Source organism: Trujillonella humicola (assembly GCF_046233715.1).
GTDB classification, from domain to species: Bacteria; Actinomycetota; Actinomycetes; order Mycobacteriales; family Geodermatophilaceae; genus Trujillonella; species Trujillonella humicola.
On the sequence record NZ_JBJNRJ010000004.1, the window covers coordinates 154,156 to 172,347 of the forward strand.

Sequence of the window (18,192 nt, forward strand, 5' to 3'; positions counted from 1 at the left end):
ACGGCGAACGAAGGTCAGGAGCGCAGGGTCGCTCGCGCCCGCCGGTAGGCCTCGACGTGGGCCCGGCCGGCGTCGTCCCACTCCCGCCGGGAGAGGTCCGGCGGCGCGGCCGGGGGAGCGGCGCGCAGCCGATCCAGCGTCCCGGTCAGGTCCGCCCCGGTCAGCGGCGGCGTGAACGTGTGCACCCACCCCGGGCCGACCTCCTCGGCCAGCCGGCGGTTGACCTCGTTGTCCGGCACGAGCACCGGGGTGTCCAGGGAGAGCGCGGCCAGGGCGCCGCCGGAGTTGTGCATCTCCCGGTAGGGCAGCACGACGAGTTCGGCCTCGGAGACCTCGGCGACCAGGTCCCGGTCCGGAAGGAAGGTCAGCGACAGGCCGATCCGCTGGTCCGCCGCGGCGGCGGCGCGCAGCTGGTCGCCCAGCTCCTCGGAGGTGGGGCGACCGGCGACGCGCAGGCTGAGCCCGGCGTCGGTGGTCTCGCCGAACGCCTCGACCAGCCGGTCGACGCCCTTGTAGCGGCGCACCTGGCCGACGAAGGCCAGCCGGCCCGGGCAGCGCTCGCGCCGCGGGTGCGGGGAGTACCAGGGGCGGTAGTGCCCGTGCACGATCGTCTCGACCGGCGTGCCGCCGTCGAGTTCGGTGGTCTCGTTGATCCGGATGCGCAGCGCCGTGACCCGCTCGGCCCAGCGCAGCAGGACGACCTCGCGGCGGCTCAGGCCCTCCGGCAGCTCCAGGTTGTGCACGGTCCGCACCAGCGGCACCCGGGTGAGCCGCAGCCGCAGCAGGAAGAGCACGAACAGCGCCTGCCGGACGAGCTTCTTCACCGGGCCGTTGCCGTCGACCAGGATCTCCGGCCAGTGCGCGTGGAACGCGTCGTACCGGGCGGTCAGCGCCCGCCGCCACGAGAACGTGAGCACGGCGGCACCGGGGGTCCGGTCGAGGGCGTCCCGCAGCATGACGACGTACGGGTTGGTGGTCTCCCGCGGCTCCGGGAAGGACTGGAGCACGGTGAACGGCCGGGTGTCGTCGGCGCGCACGATCGGGGGGACCTCCCGGTCTCGGGTCGGGGCGGTGCCCGGGCGGGCGGTCACCGGCCGGCCATCGACCGGACGAAGGCGAGGACGACGGCGAGGTCGGCACGGACCGTCCGGGAGACGCCGGCGAGCAGGCCCAGCGCCGCGGCCCCGGCCAGCACCGCGAGCGGGAGCTCGAGGAGGGCCGGGAGCCCGCCGGCCACCAGGCAGGCGAGCCACGCGGCTGCGCCCACCGGCACGGCGAGCCCGAGGATGCGCAGGGCCCCGAACGCGAGCACCCGGCCGGGGAACTCGGTCACCCGCGACAGCCACCACAGCGACAGCGGCCACTCGAGGAAGGCCGCCAGCGCGTAGCCGGCGGCCACGCCCACCACGCCCCAGGCGCTGCCCGCGATCACGCAGACCAGGCGCAGCACCGAGGCGCCGACGGTGTAGCGGAACAGCGCCGCCCCCAGCCCGCGCGTCAGGTAGGTCCACAGCCCGACGTAGGCCAGCGTCTGGGACGCCGCCGCCACGGCCAGCAGCGCCAGGACCGGCGTCACCTCGGTCCAGCGCGGCCCCAGGAACAGGTCGACGACCGGTGCCGCGGCGCCGGCCACCACGCCCAGGGACACCACGATCGGGATGCCCAGCGCGAGCTGCCCGCGGCGCAGGTACTCGTCGAACTGCGCGCGGTCGCCCTGCAGCCGCGCCAGCACCGGCAGCGCCACCGAGGTGGCGGGGGAGCGCAGCTGGTTGAGCGGCGTCATCAGCAGCTGGAACGCGCGGTTGTAGAGGCCGAGCGAGGCGGGATCCAGCCGCAGCCCGATGATCACCGTGTCGACGTTGTTGCCGGCGTAGTTGATCAGCTGCGTGCCCACCAGCTGCGAGCCGAAGGTCAGGAACGGGCGCAGGCCCGCGGTCCGGCGCGGTCGGCCGGGCCACCAGCGCGCCGGGACGGCGACCAGGACCAGCGCCACCGCCGACTGCACGAGCACCTGCGCGACCAGCGCCCAGTAGCCGGCGCCGAGCGCCGCGAGGACGACGGCGGCCACCGCGGCGGCGGCCTGCGCGCCCACGTCGGCGACGACGAGAGCCCGGAAGTCCATCCGCCGGGTCAGCGTGACCCGGAACTGCGTGGACATCCCGTTGAGCACGAACGCCAGCGACAGCACCACGGTGATGCCGGTCAGCGCGGGCCGGTCGAAGAGGTCGGCCAGCAGCCCGGCGCAGGCCGCCACGACCAGGCACAGCAGCACGCCCATGGCCGAGTTGATCCAGAACAGCGCGTCCCGCACCGGGCGGGTGAGCTCCGGCGCGCGGACCGCGGCCGTGCTCAGCCCGAAGTCGCGGACGATCTCGCCGATGCCCACGACGACCAGGACGATCGCCAGCAGGCCGTAGTCCTCCGGCAGCAGCAGCCGCGCCAGCACGACGATCGAGCCGAACTGGATGACGATCCGCAGGGCCTGGCCGACCAGCGTGATGCCGGCGGCGCGCCCGGCCTTGGTCCGGCCCTCCAGCGGCTCGTCGGAGGTGGGCGGCGGCGCCGCGGTGGCGGTCACGGGGTGCCCGCCGGGACGGCGGCGACGGCGCGGTCGGCGCCCCCGGCGGTGGTTCCGGCGGCGCCCCCGGCGGGGGACCCGGCCGGGGGCGGCGGGACCGGGTGCACGCCCGAGCTGGCCAGCACCAGCGCCACCAGCAGGACCGCGGTGGCGCTCCACTCCAGCAGATCGAACGACATGACCATCCCGATCACGAGCAGGGCCGCCGGCCGGACCTGCGGGTCCCCGCGCAGCAGCCCGAGGGCGAGGATCGCGACGAGCGCCGCGAGGCCCACCAGCCCGGCGACGGCGAAGGTCGCCACCAGCTGGTTGTCCACCGCGAAGAACCCGTCCAGCTGGAGCAGCCCGGCGTCGAACAGGTCGTCCAGGGAACCGGTCCCGCTGCCCAGCAGGGTCTGCGCGAGCGGCCGGTCGAACAGTCGCACCGCGGCGTCGAGCGCGGCGAGCCGGTGGGTGAGCGACCCGGTGCCCTGCAGGCTGTCGAGCGCCGGGATGTCGGCGTCCCGCACCACCAGCGCCACGCCGGCCAGCCCGAGCACCGCCGCGACGCGCGCGGCGGCGCCGATCCGCAGCGCCCCGGGCACCAGGACGGTGATCAGGACGGCGACGCACAGCACGAGGGCGGCGCTGCGGCTCCCCGACATCACCAGGCCGAGGCCGGCCGCCGCGCCGGACGCCGCACGCAGCGGCAGCGACCAGCCCGTCGCCCGGGTGAGGCACAGCGCGACGGCGACCGCCATCAGCGTGCCGAACGGGATGGGATGGGCCATGAGGCCGTGCGAGCGGACGCCGAGCGAGGGCAGCAGCTCGTTGAGGTCGTAGACCGGCCGCAGTCCACCGAGGTACCCCCACGGCGAGGCGACGTCGAGCACGCTCTCGGCCAGGGCCACGGCGAGCTGGCCCATCGCCACGACGACGAGACCGCGCGACAGCCACCGGACGTCGTCCGGCCCGCAGTTGACCGCGAGCACGGCGCAGCCGACCAGCAGCAGCGCCGAGGCGCCGCCGATCACCAGCTCCAGCAGCGTGCCGTAGTGCAGGACGGAGACGGCCCCGCAGACGCACAGCAGGGTCAGCAGCGTGACCGGGGTGGTCCACCGCATCCGCCGGGCGTGCAGCCACAGCGAGGCGACGACGAGCACCAGCAGGCCGGCCAGCGTCGCCCACGCGAGCTTCGGCGGCGCGACCAGGGAGGGGACCGCCGACCAGGCCGCGACGACCGCGGCCAGCACCACGCCCGGCCGCAGCAGCAGCGGTCCGCGCCGCAGCGCGCGCCCACCACCGGTGCCCATGTCGGTTCCCCCTGTCGTCACGGGCGCCAGTCTGCGGCGCGGCAGCGGGGTTGCCCCCGGTCCGCCGGCCGCCTGCCACCCGGAAGGGGCAGGGGAGCCCGACCGGGGCACCGCACCGTCATCCCTTCGGGTCAGCCGGGCCGCCGGCGGGGCCGCGGGAGGGTCCGGCGCCCTTAGCTTTCCCCGAGGCGACCACCGGCCAGCGGTCCGGTGCACGGGGGGAGCACCCCCGGGAGCCCGGCCGATCGGCGCGCACGCACGGGGAGAAGACGATGGACCTGCACGAGTTCCTGCAGCTGCTGCGCCGGCGTTGGCGCTGGGTGGTCTCGACCGCGCTGGCCGGTGTCCTCGCGGCGCTCGGGGTCTCCCTGGCCACGCCCGCGTCCTACACGGCCGGCAGCAGCGTCTTCTTCTCCCTCGGCTTCGGCAGCTCGGCCAACGAGCTGTTCCAGGGGTCGGCGTTCGCGCAGAGCCAGGTGGCCTCCTACGCCATGCTGGCCACCACGCCGGCGGTGCTCGACCCGGTCGTCGACGAGCTGGAGCTCGACGTCTCGGCCCGGGCGCTGGCCTCCCGCGTCTCCACCGAGGTCGTGTCCGGCACCGTCGTGCTCCGCGTGTACGTCACCGACGCCTCGCCCGAGGTCGCCGCCGAGCTCACCAACGCGGTCACCGAGCAGCTCATCGAGACCGTCGCCGACCTCGCGCCCGAGGCCGCGGACGGTCAGGCGACGGTCGAGGGCACCACGGTCACCCCGGCCGTGCCGCCGTCGGCGCCGAGCAGCCCGAAGACCATGCTCAACGTGGCCGTCGGCCTGCTCGCCGGCCTGGTCCTGGGCGTCGGCCTGGCCGTCGTCCGCGACCTGACCGACACCCGCGTCCGCTCGGCCGAGGACCTCGCCCGCGTCACCGACCTCCCGCTGCTGGCCGGTGTCGACGTGCCCCCGGGCAAGGACGCCGGCCGCGACCTCGTCGTCGCCACCGCGCCGCGCAGCCCGGCGGCCGAGGCGCTGCGGTCGCTGCGCACCGCCGTGCAGTTCACCGCGCGACCCGGCGAGCCCTTCACCCTGCTCGTGACCTCCTCGTACGCCGCCGAGGGCAAGTCCACCGTCGCCGCCAACCTCGCCGAGACGCTGGCCGAGACCGGCCTCCGGGTGGCCCTGGTCGACGCCGACCTGCGCCGGCCGTCGGTCGCCGAGGTGTTCGGGCTGGAGGGCGCCGCCGGGCTCACGACGGTGCTCATCGGCCAGGCCGAGGTAGACGACGTCCTGCAGGACTGGGGGACCTCGGGCCTGCACGTGCTGACCGCCGGCTCCCTCCCGCCCAACCCCAGCGAGCTGCTGTCCTCCCCGGCCATGGCCGAGGTGCTCGCCCGGCTGGCGGAGACCCACGACGTGGTGCTGGTCGACGGCGCCCCGCTGCTGCCGGTCACCGACTCGGCCGTGCTCGCCCGGCTGGTGTCCGGGACCATGGTGATCGCCGACGCCAGCCGCATCCGCCGGCCGGCCCTGACCCGGAGCCTCGGCCTGCTGCGGCAGATCGAGGCGCGGGTCGTCGGCATCGTCCTCACCCACGTGAGCCGGCGCGAGGTCGACGCCTACGGCTACGGCTACGAGCAGCTGGCGGAGTCCACCCCGGCGGAGGTCGCCGCGGAGCCGGCGCCGGCCGCCGCCGAGACCCCGGTGCCGCGCGAGCCGAAGCCCGGGAGTGCGCAGAAGCGGGCCGCGGAACCCTCCGGCCGCCGGTGACGGCTGCGCGCACCGCACGCGACGAGGACGGGACCCCGGCCGGGGTCGCCGTCCTCGTCGTGTGCACCGCCAACATCTGCCGCTCACCGGTCGGTGAGCGGCTGCTCGCGGCCCGGCTGGCCGGTGCTGGGGTGACCGTCGGCAGCGCCGGCACCCGCGCGCTGACCGGCGCGGCCATCGACCCGCCCATGGCCGCGCTGCTCGGCCCGGCCGGGGCCCGGGCCGACGGCTTCGCCGCCCGGCAGCTGCGCCCCGAGCTCGTGCGGGACGCAGCGCTGGTGCTCGCCATGTCCCGGGAGCACCGCGCCGCCGCCGTCTCGACCCTGCCGGCTGCGGTGCGGCGCACCTTCCTGCTCGCCGACGCGGCCGACCTCGCCGAGGCGGTCGCCGCCTCCGGCTGGCCGGCGCAGGTCGCACCCACCCCGGCCGCCCGGCTGGCGGCCCTGCCGTCGCTGGCCGCGCCTCACCGGCCCGCCGCCCGTGGCGTCGAGGTGCCCGACCCCTACCGGCGCCCGGCCGCGGAGTACCGGGAGTGCTTCGCCGTCGTCGAGGACGCCGTCGACCGCCTGGTGCGCGCCCTCGGCTGATCACCGGCTCCTGAGGCGACCGGTACCGGCCCTGCCCTGCCCGGTCCCCGAGGCATAGGAAGCTCTGCGCACGTCCTGGGCCCCAGAACGGGGGTGAAGCTTCCTGTGCCTCGACGGGGGCGGTCAGGCGGCGGCGGCCCGGGAGCCGACGGCGGGGGAATCGGCGGCCGGGCGGCCGAGGACGGCCTCGGCCAGCGCGGCGGTGAACGTCGGGATCGAGAAGCGGGCCCGGGCGTCCGCGCGGCCGGCCGAGCCGAGGGCGGCGGCGAGGGCCGGGTCCTGGAGCAGCCGCACGACCGCGTCGGCCAGCGCCCGCGGGTCGTCGGCGGGCACCAGCAGCCCGGTCTCGCCGTCCCGGACCACCTCGGGCAGCCCGCCGGTCCGGGCCGCGACGACCGGCCGGCCGAGGAACAGCGCCTCGACCGCCACCAGCCCGAAGGACTCGACGCGGGAGGGGACCAGGACGACGTCGGCGGCCGCGACGAGCGGTGCCGGGTCGCGGAACCCGGTGAACTCGGTGACGTCGTCCACGCCCTGCTCGGCGGCGAGCTCGCGCAGGCCCACCTCGACGTCCTCGTAGCCGGGGTAGCAGTCGCCGACCAGGGCCAGCTCCACGTCGTGGCCGGCCCGCCGGACCAGCGCGGTCGCGCGGATCGCGGTGTCCTGGCCCTTGATCGCCGACAGCCGCCCGACCACCACGAGGCGGCGCGGCCGGCCGGGGCCGCCGGCCCGCACCGCGGGCGCCACCGGCTCCCGGACGCCGTTGTGCACGACCACGGTGCGGCGGGCCACCCGCGCGCCGACCGACGCCCGGATCCAGGCCAGGGTGTCCCCGCTGTTGGCGACGACGCGGTGGGCGGCCAGCAGCGGGGACAGCAGCAGCGCGCTCGCCGGCCGGGGCATGGGCATGTTCTCGTGCACGTGGCAGACCACGCGGACGCCGCTGAGCCGCCCGGCGAGCAGCCACTCGGGAGCGGTCACGGTGCTGACGTAGAGGACGGTGGCGCGACGGGCGCGCAGCCAGACCGCCAGGGCGAGCACCGACCACAGGAATCGCCCCGCGAAGAGCACCGCCTTGCGGGGGTCCTTCAGCTCGACCTTGCGCAGCACGGGGAAGTCCTTGACCAGGACCTCCACGCCGCGCGAGCGCACCGCCTCGACCAGCGGGCCGGAGGTCGACAGGACCGCCAGGACGTCGGGGCCGAGGGCGCCCAGGCCCTCGAGGAACATCCGGTCGCTGCCGTACAGGTCGGCGTGCGGGTGCACGGCGACGACGCGGCCGGTGCGCGGTCGTTCCACGGGAACTCCAGGTGTCGGTGGCTCGGGCGCTCGCGCACGGCGGGCGCGGCCGCGACGCGCGAGGAGACCGGACGCTAACCGCGGCGGGCGGGCGGGCACCACGCCGTCTGACCCCTCCGGGGTGGTCGGGACGCCCTGGGGCGGCCGCGCCCCGCCCCATGGGGTGAGGCCGCCCCCGGGCAGGGGTCCGGCGGCGCCCGCAGCGGCGAGACTCCCGGGGCCGGTCCGCGCAGGCGGACCGCACGACACCCCGGAGGACCCGTGCTGCAGGACGACGTGGTGGTGGCGGACCGACCCGCGCCGCCGGCCACCCCGACCCGGGCGCCGACGCGGCCCGGCCCCGGCGAGACGCTGCGGGACACCGTCGGCCGGCTGGCCGGCGCGCAGAAGGGCGCGCACGGGGCGCCGGCCTACAGCCGCTTCGTCAACCGGCCGGTGGGCCGGGTCCTCGCCGCGCTGGCCTTCCACCGCGGCCTCACGCCCGACGCCGTCACCGCGCTGAGCGCCGCCTGCTCGTTCTCCGCCCTCGCCGCGGTCGCGCTGGCGCCGCACACCTGGTGGCTCGGCCTCCTGGTGGCGTCCGTCCTCGCCCTCGGCTACGCCCTCGACTCCGCCGACGGCCAGCTCGCCCGGCTGCGCGGCGGGGGCTCGCCGGCGGGGGAGTGGCTGGACCACATGGTCGACGCCGGCAAGACGGTGACCCTGCACCTCGCCGTCCTCGTCGGCCTGTACCGCGGGGGCGAGCTCTCCGACGGGTGGCTGCTGGTGCCGGTCGCCTTCGCGGTCGCCGACGTCGTCTACTTCTTCGCCATGCTCCTCAACGAGGCGCTGCGCGCCCGGGCCGGCGCGGTCACCCGGGCGCAGGCCACCGCGGCCCGCCCCGGCGTCGCCCGCTCGCTGGTGCTGCTCCCCACCGACTACGGGACGCTGTGCCTCACCTTCGTGCTGCTCGGCTGGACGCCGCTGTTCCTCGGCGTCTACGGCCTCCTGGCGGCCTGCACGGCGGGCTTCCTCGTGCTGGCGCTGCCCCGGTGGCGCGCCGAGATCGTGCGCCTCGGCGACCGGCCGGCGGCCGCCTGAGCGGCACCTCCCTTCGGGTGACACGGGCCCTCGAGATGGTGACGCAGGGTCATCGTCCCTGGTCGACTAGGGCGTCAGCAGCGATACGGGGGAACGTGAGATGACGCTGATCGGATACGCACCGGGTGCCTACGACCTGTTCCACATCGGGCACCTGAACATCCTTCGGCACGCCGCCGAGCACTGCGACCGGCTGATCGCCGGCGTGGTCTCCGACGAGATGCTGCTGCAGACCAAGGGCCGGCTGCCGGTCGTGCCGCTGGCCGAGCGGATGGAGATCGTCCGCAACCTCCGCTTCGTCGACGACGTCCACGCCGAGGTCGTGCCGGACAAGATCGACACCTGGCGGGAGGTCCGCTTCGACGTCATCTTCAAGGGCGACGACTGGCGCGGGACGCCCAAGGGCGACCGGCTGGAGCGCGACTTCGCGGCCGTCGGCGTCGAGGTCCGCTACTTCCCGTACACGATGCACACCTCCAGCACGGTGCTGCGGCGGGCGCTGGACCTGCTCGACGCCGGCCCCGCCGCCGTGCCCGCGCGGGCCGGCGGCTCCCGGTGACCGCGCCGGCGGCCGGCGGCGCGCTCGAGGCCGGGTTCGGTGCCCGGCTGCGGATGCCGCCGGTGCTGATGTACCACTCGATCAGCCCGTCGCAGGACGCCGACCCGAACCGGATCCGCGTGCATCCCGACCGGCTGGCACGGCACCTGCGGCTGCTGCGCCGCCTGGGCCTGCGCGGGGTGTCCCTGGCCGAGCTCGTGGCCGCCGCCGACCGCGGCGCCGCGGCCGGGCTGGTCGGGCTGACCTTCGACGACGGCTACACCGACTTCCTCGAGCACGCCGTCCCGGTGCTCGACCGGCACGGCATGACGGGCACGGTGTACGTCGTGGCCGGCCGGCTGGCCGGGCAGAACGCCTGGGACGAGGGCCCGCGGCTGGACCTGATGGACGCCGACGCGGTCCGCGCGGTGGCCGCCGCCGGGCACGAGGTCGGCAGCCACACGCTGCACCACGTCCACCTGCGCGGCTGCGACCCGGCGGTGCTCGCCGAGGAGGTCGCCGGCAGCCGGCGTGTGCTGCAGGACGTGCTCCAGGACGACGTCCCCGGCTTCGCCTACCCGTGGGGCGAGTTCGACGCCGCCGCGGCCGCCGCGGTGCGCGCCGCCGGCTACGACCACGCCTGCGTCACCGGGGACCACCTGCCCGGCGACCGGTTCACCCTCCCGCGGTTCTACGTGGCCCCGACGGACGGCACGCCGCAGCTGCTCGCCAAGCTCGCCCGGCACTCCTGGCGCATGCGCGGCGTTCCCTCCCCGTGAGCCCCGCCCCGCGCCGCCGGCACGGGGCGCGCGCCGCCGCCGCCGTCGCCTGCGCGCTGCTGCTGGGCGGGTGCACCGCGGGCGCCGCGGCGCAGCAGCCCGTCCCCGGCGCGACCGCGTCCGGTCCCGCGGCACCGGCCACCGACGTCCGTCCCGTGCTGACCCCGGGCGTGCACCGCCTCCCCGTGGGCGGGCAGGAGTCCGTCGTGCTGGTGCCCGAGGAGCCCAACGGCCGGCTCGTCGTCTACGCGCACGGCTACGGCGCCGACCTGCGCGACATCCCCGACGACGAGGCGTTCGGCGGCCTGGCCCAGGGACTGGTCGACGCCGGCTACGCGGTCGCCGCTTCCTCGGCCGGCGGCAACGCCTGGGGCGACGCCGCCAGCGTCGACGCCCACGCGGTGCTGGCCGCGACGGCGCGCCGGCTGACCGGCGCGCGGGACGTGTACCTCGTGGCCGAGTCGATGGGCGGGCTCGCCGGGGCGCAGCTGGTCACCGGCGACCGCATCGAGGGGCTGCGCGCCTACGCCGGTCTCCAGCCGCTGTGCGACCTGTCCTCCATCTACTCGTGGTTCCCCGGCTCGATCGACGCCGTGTACGGCGCGGACGCGGGCGCGGCGGTCGCCGCGCTGTCGCCGGTGCGGCTGGACGCCGACGTGCCGGTGCGGCTGTGGGCCTCCGACGCCGACACCGTGGTCACCAGGGACCGCAACGCCGACGTGTGCGCCGCCCAGGTGCTCGCCGCCGGCGGGGACGCGCGGGTGGTCCCCGTGACCGGCGACCACGGGCACCCGTCGCACTACGACCTCCCCGGCCTGCTCGCCTTCTTCGACGCCGCGACCCCCTGACCCGCGGGTCCCTACACTCGGAGGCCGGGCCCCCGCCGCACTCGGCGGCACCGCTGCGGGGCCGTCGATCCTGTGGGAGTCCGATCCTCGTGTCCCTGCGCGGCGTGCTCGACGTCGTCCTCACCGACCCCGGCATGGCCCGCGTGGTGGCCGCCGCCGGCCGCGCCGAGCTGGCGGTCACCGCGCCGCCGCCGGTGCAGCCGCTGGTCGCCGCGGCCCTGGCGGCGGAGCGGCCGGGTGCCGGCGTGCCCGTCCTCGTGGTCACCGCGGGCGAGCGGGACGCCGACGCGACCGCCGACCTCCTCCGCTGCTTCGCCCCCGGCCGGCGGGTCGAGGTGTTCCCGGCGTGGGAGACGCTGCCGCACGAGCGGCTGAGCCCCCGCGCCGACACCGTCGGCCGCCGCCTCGCCGTCCTCCGCGACCTCGCACACCCCGGCGACCACCCGCCGGTCGACGTCCTCGTGGCCCCGGTCCGCAGCGTGCTGCAGCCGCTGGCGCCGGGCCTGGGCGACCTGGCGCCGGTCGAGCTGCGGCCGGGCCAGGAGGCCGAGCTCGACGACGTCGCCCGCGCGCTGGTCGACGCCGCCTACACCCGCGTCGAGCTGGTCGAGAAGCGCGGCGAGTTCGCCGTCCGCGGCGGCCTGCTCGACGTCTTCCCGCCCACCGAGCCGCACCCGGTCCGCGTGGAGTTCTGGGGCGACGAGGTCGACGAGCTCCGCTACTTCTCCGCGGCCGACCAGCGCTCCCTCGACGACCGCCCCGAGCGGCTGTGGGCCCCGCCGTGCCGCGAGCTGCTGCTCACCGACGCCGTCCGCGCCCGCGCCGCCGAGCTCGCCACCGCGCACCCGGGCCTGGGCGACCTGCTGGGCAAGCTGGCCGAGGGCATCGCCGTCGAGGGGATGGAGTCGCTGACCCCGGCGCTGCTGGGCCAGCAGCCGATGCAGCTGCTCACCGACCTGGTGCCGCGCAGCACGCACGTGCTGGTCTGCGACCCCGAGCGGGTCCGCAGCCGCGCCGCCGACCTGGTGCGCACCGCGGAGGAGTTCCTCGCCGCGTCATGGGCCACCGCCGCCGAGGCGGGGGAGGCCCCGCTGGACCTGGGCGCCTCCTCCTTCCGGGACCTCGCCGACGTCGAGGCCGCCGCCCGCGGCCGCGGCCTCCCGTGGTGGACCACGGGCGCCTTCACGCTCCAGGCCGAGGACGACGACGCCCAGGTCACCCTCGACGCGACGACCGTCGACCGGTTCGCCGGCGACGTGCCCAAGGCGATCGAGACGATGCGCGGCTGGCACCGGGAGGGGTGGCGGGTCGTGGTCACCTTCGCCGGCCCGGGCCCCGCCCAGCGCGCCGCCGACCAGTTCGCCGAGGCCGAGCTCGGCGCCTCGCTCGTCCCGGGCATCGAGTCCACGCCCGGCGAGCGGCTGACCACCGTCACCCAGGGCAACCTGGAGGCCGGGTTCGCCTTCCCCGGCGTCGGCCTGGCGCTGCTCACCGAGCACGACCTCACCGGCTCGCGCGGCGCCACCATGCGCGATGCGGTGAAGATGCCGGCCCGCCGCCGCAACGCCGTCGACCTGGTGCAGCTGCAGCCCGGCGACCTCGTCGTCCACGAGCACCACGGCATCGGCCGCTACATCGAGATGATCAGCCGCACCGTCAACGGCGGGCAGCGCGACTACCTGATCGTCGAGTACGCGCCGGGCAAGCGGAACCAGCCGCCGGACCGGCTGTTCGTGCCCACCGACTCCCTCGACCAGCTCACCCGCTACGTCGGCGGGGAGGCGCCGGCGCTGTCCAAGCTCGGCGGCGCCGACTGGCAGAAGACCAAGGGCCAGGCGCGCAAGGCGGTCAAGCAGATCGCCGCCGAGCTGATCCGGCTGTACTCGGCACGGATGGCGACCCAGGGGCACGCGTTCGGCCCGGACACCGTCTGGCAGCGCGAGCTGGAGGACGCCTTCCCGTTCCAGGAGACCCCCGACCAGCTCGCCGCGATCGACGAGGTCAAGGGCGACATGCAGAACCCGGTGCCGATGGACCGGATCATCTGCGGCGACGTCGGCTACGGGAAGACCGAGATCGCGGTGCGCGCGGCGTTCAAGGCGGTGCAGGACGGCAAGCAGGTCGCCGTCCTCGTGCCGACGACGCTGCTGGCCAACCAGCACTTCAAGACGTTCAGCGAGCGGTTCGCGCAGTTTCCGGTGACGGTCAAGGTGCTGTCGCGGTTCCAGTCCGACGCGGAGAGCGCCGAGACGCTGCGGCAGCTCGCCGCCGGCGAGGTCGACGTCCTGGTCGGCACGCACCGGCTGCTGCAGCCGACCACCCGGTTCAAGGACCTGGGTCTGGTCGTCGTCGACGAGGAGCAGCGCTTCGGCGTCGAGCACAAGGAGTACCTGAAGACGATGCGGACGGCGGTCGACGTGCTGTCCATGTCGGCCACCCCGATCCCGCGCACCCTGGAGATGAGCCTGACCGGCATCCGCGAGATGTCGACGATCCTCACCCCGCCCGAGGAGCGGCACCCGGTGCTCACCTACGTCGGCGCGTGGGAGGACAAGCAGATGGCCGCGGCGATCCGCCGCGAGCTGCTGCGCGACGGCCAGGTCTTCGTGATCCACAACCGCGTGCAGTCGATCGACAAGGCCGCGGCCAAGATCCGCCACCTGGTGCCCGAGGCGCGCGTCGCCGTCGGCCACGGGCAGATGAAGGAGCACGAGCTCGAGCGGATCATGGTCGGGTTCTGGGAGAAGGAGTACGACGTCCTGGTCTCCACGACGATCGTCGAGTCCGGCCTGGACATCCCCAACGCCAACACCCTGATCGTCGACCGGGCCGACACCTTCGGCCTCTCCCAGCTGCACCAGATCCGCGGGCGCGTCGGCCGCGGCCGGGAGCGGGCCTACGCCTACTTCACCTACGACCCGACCCGGCCGCTGACCGAGACCTCGGTCGACCGGCTGACCACCATCGCCAACAACACCGACCTCGGCGCCGGCATGGCCGTGGCCATGAAGGACCTGGAGATCCGCGGCTCGGGCAACCTGCTCGGCGGCGAGCAGTCCGGACACATCGCCGGGGTCGGCTTCGACCTGTACGTGCGGCTGGTCGGCGAGGCGGTGTCGGACTACCGCGCCCAGGTGACCGGCGAGTCGCCCCCGGTGGAGCCGGCCGAGGTGCGGGTCGACCTGCCGGTCGACGCCCACCTGCCGCACGACTACGTGCCCGGCGAGCGGCTGCGGATGGAGGCCTACCGCAAGGTCGCCTCCGTGCAGGACGACGACCAGGCGCAGGCCGTGCTCGACGAGCTCACCGACCGCTACGGCGCCCCGCCGGCGCCGGTGCTCAACCTGCTGGCGGTCGCCCGCTTCCGGGTGGCGATGCGGGCGCTGGGCGTCACCGAGGTCTCCCTGACCGGGCGCGTCATCCGGGTCGGCCCGGTCGACCTGCCCGAGTCCCGGCAGATGCGGCTGGCCCGGCTGGCCGAGGGCGCGACCTACAAGGCGGCGACGTCGACCATCTCGCTCAAGGTGCCGGTCGGCCCGGACCGGCGGACGCCGCTGCGGGACGTGGCGCTGCTGGAGAACCTGCACGCCACGCTGCGCGCCGTCCTCGAGCAGCCGGTCGCCGCCGCCTCCTGACCGCCCCACCCCCTCGACGAGATCTGCACACTCGTCAGCATCAGCGGCTGATGGTGACGAGTGTGCAGATCTCGCCCCTCAGGTGAGGACCTCGCCGACGCGGGCGGCGAGGGTGGCGACGTGCCGGTCGCTGAGCATCCCGATCCGGTCGTCGTCGAGATCCCCGTGGTACCCGGGCACGCCGACCACCGACAGCCGCGGTGCCGCGCGGCGCCAGGCGCCGAGCGTGCGCGACGCGGCGGCGCGCGAGCTCTCGGCCAGGAAGTAGGTGACCGGCCCGTCGAACGGCCGCGGCCGGTAGGCGTGGAAGACCCGCTCGGAGTCGGCGAAGAACCCCTGCTCTGAGTCCCGGTCCGCGGCCGGCTCGGCCGCCGCGGCGGGCCGGGGCCGCAGGGCGCGGCGCAGCGCCTCGCCGAACCGGCCCGAGCGCAGCGTTGCCAGCCGGCCCGCCCAGCGGATCCGGGCCAGCTCCGCGCGGGTCAGCGCGGCCAGCGGGGCGCCGACGTCGAGCAGCCCGAGCACCGCCACGTCCCGGCCGGCCGCCTGCAGCGCCCTCGCGGTCGCGTGCGCCACCAGCCCGCCGAAGGAGTAGCCGAGCAGCGTGCAGGGCCCCTCCGGCTGGACCGCGCGCACCCGCGCGGTGGCCTCGGCCGCGAGCTCGTCGATCCCGCGGTGCCGCCCGTCGGGGTCGACCAGCCGCAGCCGCACGCCCAGCAGCGGCCGGGCCGTCGGGAGGCGGTCGACCAGCCCGGCGAAGAGGTTCAGCTGGCCCCACGCGTCCGGCAGCAGGAACACCGGGTCCCCCTCGCCGGCCCGCAGGACGGCGATCGGCGCCTCGGTCTCCGTGGTCGCGCGCTCGGCGGCGGCGGCGAGGCCGGCCGGTGTCGGGGCGTCGGCGAAGGCCTGCACGGGCACGTCGGCGCCCAGCTCCAGGCGTACCCGGCGCAGCAGGCTGAGCACCTGCCGCGAGCTGCCGCCCAGGTCGGACCAGTCGTCGTCGGGGGCGGCGTCGCGCAGGCCGAGCACCTCGCACCAGATGCCGGTCACCCGCGCCAGGACGTCGTCGCCCCTCCCGTCGGCGGGGGACCGGGGCGCCTCCGCCGCGGCCACGGCCGCGCGGATCTCCTCGAGGCAGGCCGGGTCGGCCAACGCGTCGGCGTTGACGATCGGGTCGCCGTTCACCGCGTCGCGGGCCGCCCGCTCCGAGCGCTTGCCGTTGTGGGTGAGCGGCAACCGGCCCACCGCCACCACGAGCGAGGGCACGTGCGCGGCCGAGGCCTCCCGCCGCAGGGTGCGGCGGATCCGCCGGTCCAGCCCGCCGTCGAGGACGGCGCCGGGGCGCAGCACCACGAGCAGCACCATCCGCGTGCCGCCGGGCCGGCCGGGGTCGCGCTGCTCGACCGCCATCGTCTCGGCGATCTCGGGGAGCGACCGCAGCACGGTGTAGATCTCGCTGGGCCCGATCCGCAGGCCGTCGACGTTGAGGACGCCGTCGGAGCGCCCGTGCAGCCGGGAGGACCCGTCGGGGTCGAACTCGATGAGGTCGCCGTGGGTCCAGGTGCCGGGGTGCTCGGCGAAGTAGGCGCCGGTGAAGCGGGCGCCGTCCGGATCGCGCAGGAAGCCGACCGGCCGGGAGGGGAACGGGTTGCGGCACACCAGCTCGCCGATCTCGCCGACCACCTCCCGGCCGTCGGGGTCGACCGCGACCACGTCGAGGCCCAGGCTGCGCGCCTGGCAGCGGCCGCGGCGGACCGGCAGCTCCGGGGAGCCGAGGACGAAGCAGCCGATGATGTCCGTGCCGCCGGAGATGGACTGCAGGGGGACCGGTCCGACGGCGTCGGCGACCCAGTCGAACTGCCAGTCGTGCAGCACCGCGCCGGTCGACAGCACGGCGCGCAGCCGGCCGAGGTCGGCCGCGTCGGCCGGCCGGTAGCCGGCGTCCTGGCACAGCTGCAGGTAGGCGGGGCTGGTGCCGAAGACGGTGACGCCGTGCTCGGCCACCAGCTCCCACAGGGTGCCCGGGCCCTCGACCGGGCCGTCGTAGAGGACGACGTGCGCCCCCACGGCCAGCGCCGACAGCTGCCAGTTCCACATCATCCAGGCGGTGGTCGTGTGGAAGTAGAGGGTGTCCTCCGGCCGCAGGTCCAGGTGCAGCCGGTGCTCCTTGACGTGTTCCAGCAGCGTGCCGCCGGCGCCGTGCACCATCGCCTTCGGCATCCCGGTGGTGCCGGAGGAGAACATCACGAACAGGGGCGCGTCGAAGGGCCGCCGCTCCCAGGCGACGTCGTCGTCGGCCGCGGCCGCCGCCCGCAGGTCGGCCAGCGAGCGGGCCGGGACCCCGGCGGCCAGGGGGGCGCCGTCGTCGAGCAGCAGCACCTCCCGGACGGTGGGCAGGCCGGCCAGCAGCGCCTCGGCGGTCCCGGCGGCCATCCCGGTGCGGTCGAGCACCAGCACCGCGGGCTCCACCTGCGCGAACCGGCCCAGCAGCGCTGGGGCGCCCATGTCCGGGGTCGCGGTGGCGACGGCGACGCCCAGCGCGCTGCAGGCCAGCGCGGTGACGGCGGTGTCGGCGGAGCTGGGTGCCACGACGACGACGCGGTCACCCTCGCGCAGCCCCAGCCGGTGCAGGGCGGTCGCGGTGCGGGCGACGGCCGCGCGCAGCCCGGCCCGGGAGAGGTGCTGGGCCGGGCGGTCGGCGTGCACGGAGGTGAGGGCGACCCGGTCGTCGTCCACCCCGGGCAGCGGGCGCAGCAGGGCCTCGGCGTGGTTGAGCCGCAGGCCGGGGAAGAAGCGCGCCGTCCGCACGTCGCCGTCGGTGAGGACGACGTCGTCCGAGCCGGACCACGGCAGCCCCGACCAGCGCAGCAGCGTGCCCCAGAAGGCGGCCGGCTCGGCCACCGACCACGCGTGGAGGGCGGCGCCGTCCAGCGGGGAGCCGGCCACCTCCTCGCAGCGGGCCCGGAACTCCGACAGCTGCGGCGTGCGCGAGCGGGGCGGCGCGAGGGTCACGGCTCCTCCAGGGGGCCGACGGCGAGGCTGGCCACCCAGCCCGCGGGGACGGGGACGTCGTGCAGGTCCCAGCCGGCCACCCGGCCGGAGGCAGCGCCCACGGGGGTCACCGTGGCGCGCAGGTTGCCGCGCAGCCCGGTGCCGCGGGCCTTGAGCGCCGCTTCCTTCCGGGTCCAGGCGCGCGTGGTGGCAGCGGCCCGCGCCGGGGCCGGCAGGCGCAGCAGCGCAGCCTGCTCGTCCGGGTGCAGCCAGCCCTCGTCGAGGACCTCCGGGCTCCACGGCGCGAGGCGCTCGACGTCCACCCCCACGCGCCGGCCGCGGGCCAGCGCGACCAGGCCGAGGGAGCCGCTCGCCGAGCAGTTGACGTCGACGCCGGCGGCGGGCACGACCGGGCGCCCTCCCGGTGCCGTCGAGAGGACGACGCGCGCGGGCTCGGTGCCGAGCTCGGCGGCGACCGCCCGCCGGAGGGCGGCGCGCAGCAGGACGCGGCGGCGGCGCACCTCGGGGGTCCCGCGCTCCGCCCGGGCGAGCTCGCCGGGGCTCAGCACCGACGCGGCGGCGGCGACCTCGTCGGCGTCGGCGGACAGGTCGACCAGGTGCACGTCGACGCCGCGTGCCACGAGCAGCGGCTCGGCGGGGACGGTCACCGGACGATGCTCGCAACGCCGGCGCCCGCGCGGATCCCTCGTCGGGGGGAGCCCCTCCCGACGGGTGATCCCGCGGGCCGGGCTCGAGGCGCGGTGCCGGGCACGCGGGCGCGTGGTCGCGAGCCGCGGCGTCGGCCTGTGGCACGCTCCGCGGC

Annotated in this window: 13 protein-coding genes; 7 read left to right on the forward strand and 6 right to left on the reverse strand. The window is 76.5% G+C overall.

Going from position 1 to position 18,192, the window contains the following annotated elements; translation table 11 throughout:
* Window positions 1-14: 14 nt before the first annotated feature.
* From ACK586_RS04035 to ACK586_RS04045, 3 genes are read right to left on the reverse strand one after another with little or no spacing between them, the layout of a single operon-like run.
* Window positions 15-1,037: a glycosyltransferase gene (locus ACK586_RS04035; protein ID WP_409329163.1), complete on the reverse strand. Its 1,023-nt coding sequence runs from the start codon at window positions 1,035-1,037 to the stop codon at window positions 15-17.
* A gap of 50 nt (window positions 1,038-1,087) precedes the next feature.
* A complete protein-coding gene (locus ACK586_RS04040) occupies window positions 1,088-2,578 on the reverse strand; it encodes a lipopolysaccharide biosynthesis protein (RefSeq protein ID WP_409329164.1) in 1,491 nt (496 codons plus the stop codon).
* Complete coding sequence (locus ACK586_RS04045; RefSeq protein ID WP_409329165.1) at window positions 2,575-3,891, reverse strand: O-antigen ligase family protein; 1,317 nt, start codon at window positions 3,889-3,891, stop codon at window positions 2,575-2,577. The genes ACK586_RS04040 and ACK586_RS04045 overlap by 4 nt, the downstream gene beginning before the upstream one ends.
* Before the next feature lie 251 nt (window positions 3,892-4,142).
* On the opposite strand from ACK586_RS04045, the gene ACK586_RS04050 reads away from it, so the two are divergent.
* Both ACK586_RS04050 and ACK586_RS04055 read left to right on the forward strand, forming a co-directional pair.
* Window positions 4,143-5,615 carry a tyrosine-protein kinase domain-containing protein gene (locus ACK586_RS04050; RefSeq protein ID WP_409329166.1) on the forward strand — a complete coding sequence of 491 codons (1,473 nt, stop codon included), beginning with the start codon at window positions 4,143-4,145 and terminating at the stop codon, window positions 5,613-5,615.
* Complete coding sequence (locus ACK586_RS04055) at window positions 5,612-6,202, forward strand: arsenate reductase/protein-tyrosine-phosphatase family protein (protein ID WP_409329167.1); 591 nt, start codon at window positions 5,612-5,614, stop codon at window positions 6,200-6,202. Before ACK586_RS04050 ends, ACK586_RS04055 begins: the two co-directional genes overlap by 4 nt.
* Window positions 6,203-6,325: 123 nt before the next feature.
* Here the strand turns inward: ACK586_RS04055 and ACK586_RS04060 are convergent, their stop codons facing one another.
* Window positions 6,326-7,501, reverse strand: a complete 1,176-nt coding sequence (locus ACK586_RS04060; protein ID WP_409329168.1) for a glycosyltransferase family 4 protein — start codon at window positions 7,499-7,501, stop codon at window positions 6,326-6,328.
* A 261-nt stretch (window positions 7,502-7,762) separates the two neighbouring features.
* On the opposite strand from ACK586_RS04060, the gene ACK586_RS04065 reads away from it, so the two are divergent.
* The 5 genes from ACK586_RS04065 to mfd all read left to right on the forward strand — a co-directional run bounded on the left by ACK586_RS04065 (window position 7,763) and on the right by mfd (window position 14,381).
* Window positions 7,763-8,581, forward strand: coding sequence for a CDP-alcohol phosphatidyltransferase family protein (locus ACK586_RS04065; RefSeq protein ID WP_409329169.1), 819 nt, complete (start codon window positions 7,763-7,765; stop codon window positions 8,579-8,581).
* A gap of 100 nt (window positions 8,582-8,681) precedes the next feature.
* Complete coding sequence (locus ACK586_RS04070; protein WP_409329170.1) at window positions 8,682-9,140, forward strand: FAD synthase family protein; 459 nt, start codon at window positions 8,682-8,684, stop codon at window positions 9,138-9,140.
* Window positions 9,137-9,898 carry a polysaccharide deacetylase family protein gene (locus tag ACK586_RS04075; protein ID WP_409329171.1) on the forward strand — a complete coding sequence of 254 codons (762 nt, stop codon included), beginning with the start codon at window positions 9,137-9,139 and terminating at the stop codon, window positions 9,896-9,898. The genes ACK586_RS04070 and ACK586_RS04075 overlap by 4 nt, the downstream gene beginning before the upstream one ends.
* The gene (locus ACK586_RS04080; RefSeq protein ID WP_409329172.1) at window positions 9,895-10,746 is read left to right on the forward strand and encodes an alpha/beta hydrolase family protein; all 852 of its coding nucleotides are present in this window, start codon (window positions 9,895-9,897) and stop codon (window positions 10,744-10,746) included. Before ACK586_RS04075 ends, ACK586_RS04080 begins: the two co-directional genes overlap by 4 nt.
* 89 nt (window positions 10,747-10,835) lie before the next feature.
* Window positions 10,836-14,381 (forward strand): transcription-repair coupling factor, encoded by a 3,546-nt coding sequence (gene mfd / locus ACK586_RS04085; RefSeq protein ID WP_409329173.1) that lies wholly within the window; start codon window positions 10,836-10,838, stop codon window positions 14,379-14,381.
* A gap of 78 nt (window positions 14,382-14,459) precedes the next feature.
* Here the strand turns inward: mfd and ACK586_RS04090 are convergent, their stop codons facing one another.
* Window positions 14,460-17,390, reverse strand: coding sequence for an acetoacetate--CoA ligase (locus ACK586_RS04090; protein ID WP_409329174.1), 2,931 nt, complete (start codon window positions 17,388-17,390; stop codon window positions 14,460-14,462).
* Window positions 17,387-18,037: a 4'-phosphopantetheinyl transferase family protein gene (locus ACK586_RS04095; RefSeq protein WP_409329175.1), complete on the reverse strand. Its 651-nt coding sequence runs from the start codon at window positions 18,035-18,037 to the stop codon at window positions 17,387-17,389. Before ACK586_RS04095 ends, ACK586_RS04090 begins: the two co-directional genes overlap by 4 nt.
* Between the last annotated feature and the right edge of the window lie 155 nt (window positions 18,038-18,192).

Excerpts from the sequence above, each read along its gene's own strand:
- ACK586_RS04050 (WP_409329166.1), top strand. The coding sequence starts at position 4,143 with ATGGACCTGCACGAGTTCCTGCAGCTGCTGCGCCGGCGTTGGCGCTGG.
- ACK586_RS04070 (WP_409329170.1), top strand. The coding sequence starts at position 8,682 with ATGACGCTGATCGGATACGCACCGGGTGCCTACGACCTGTTCCACATC.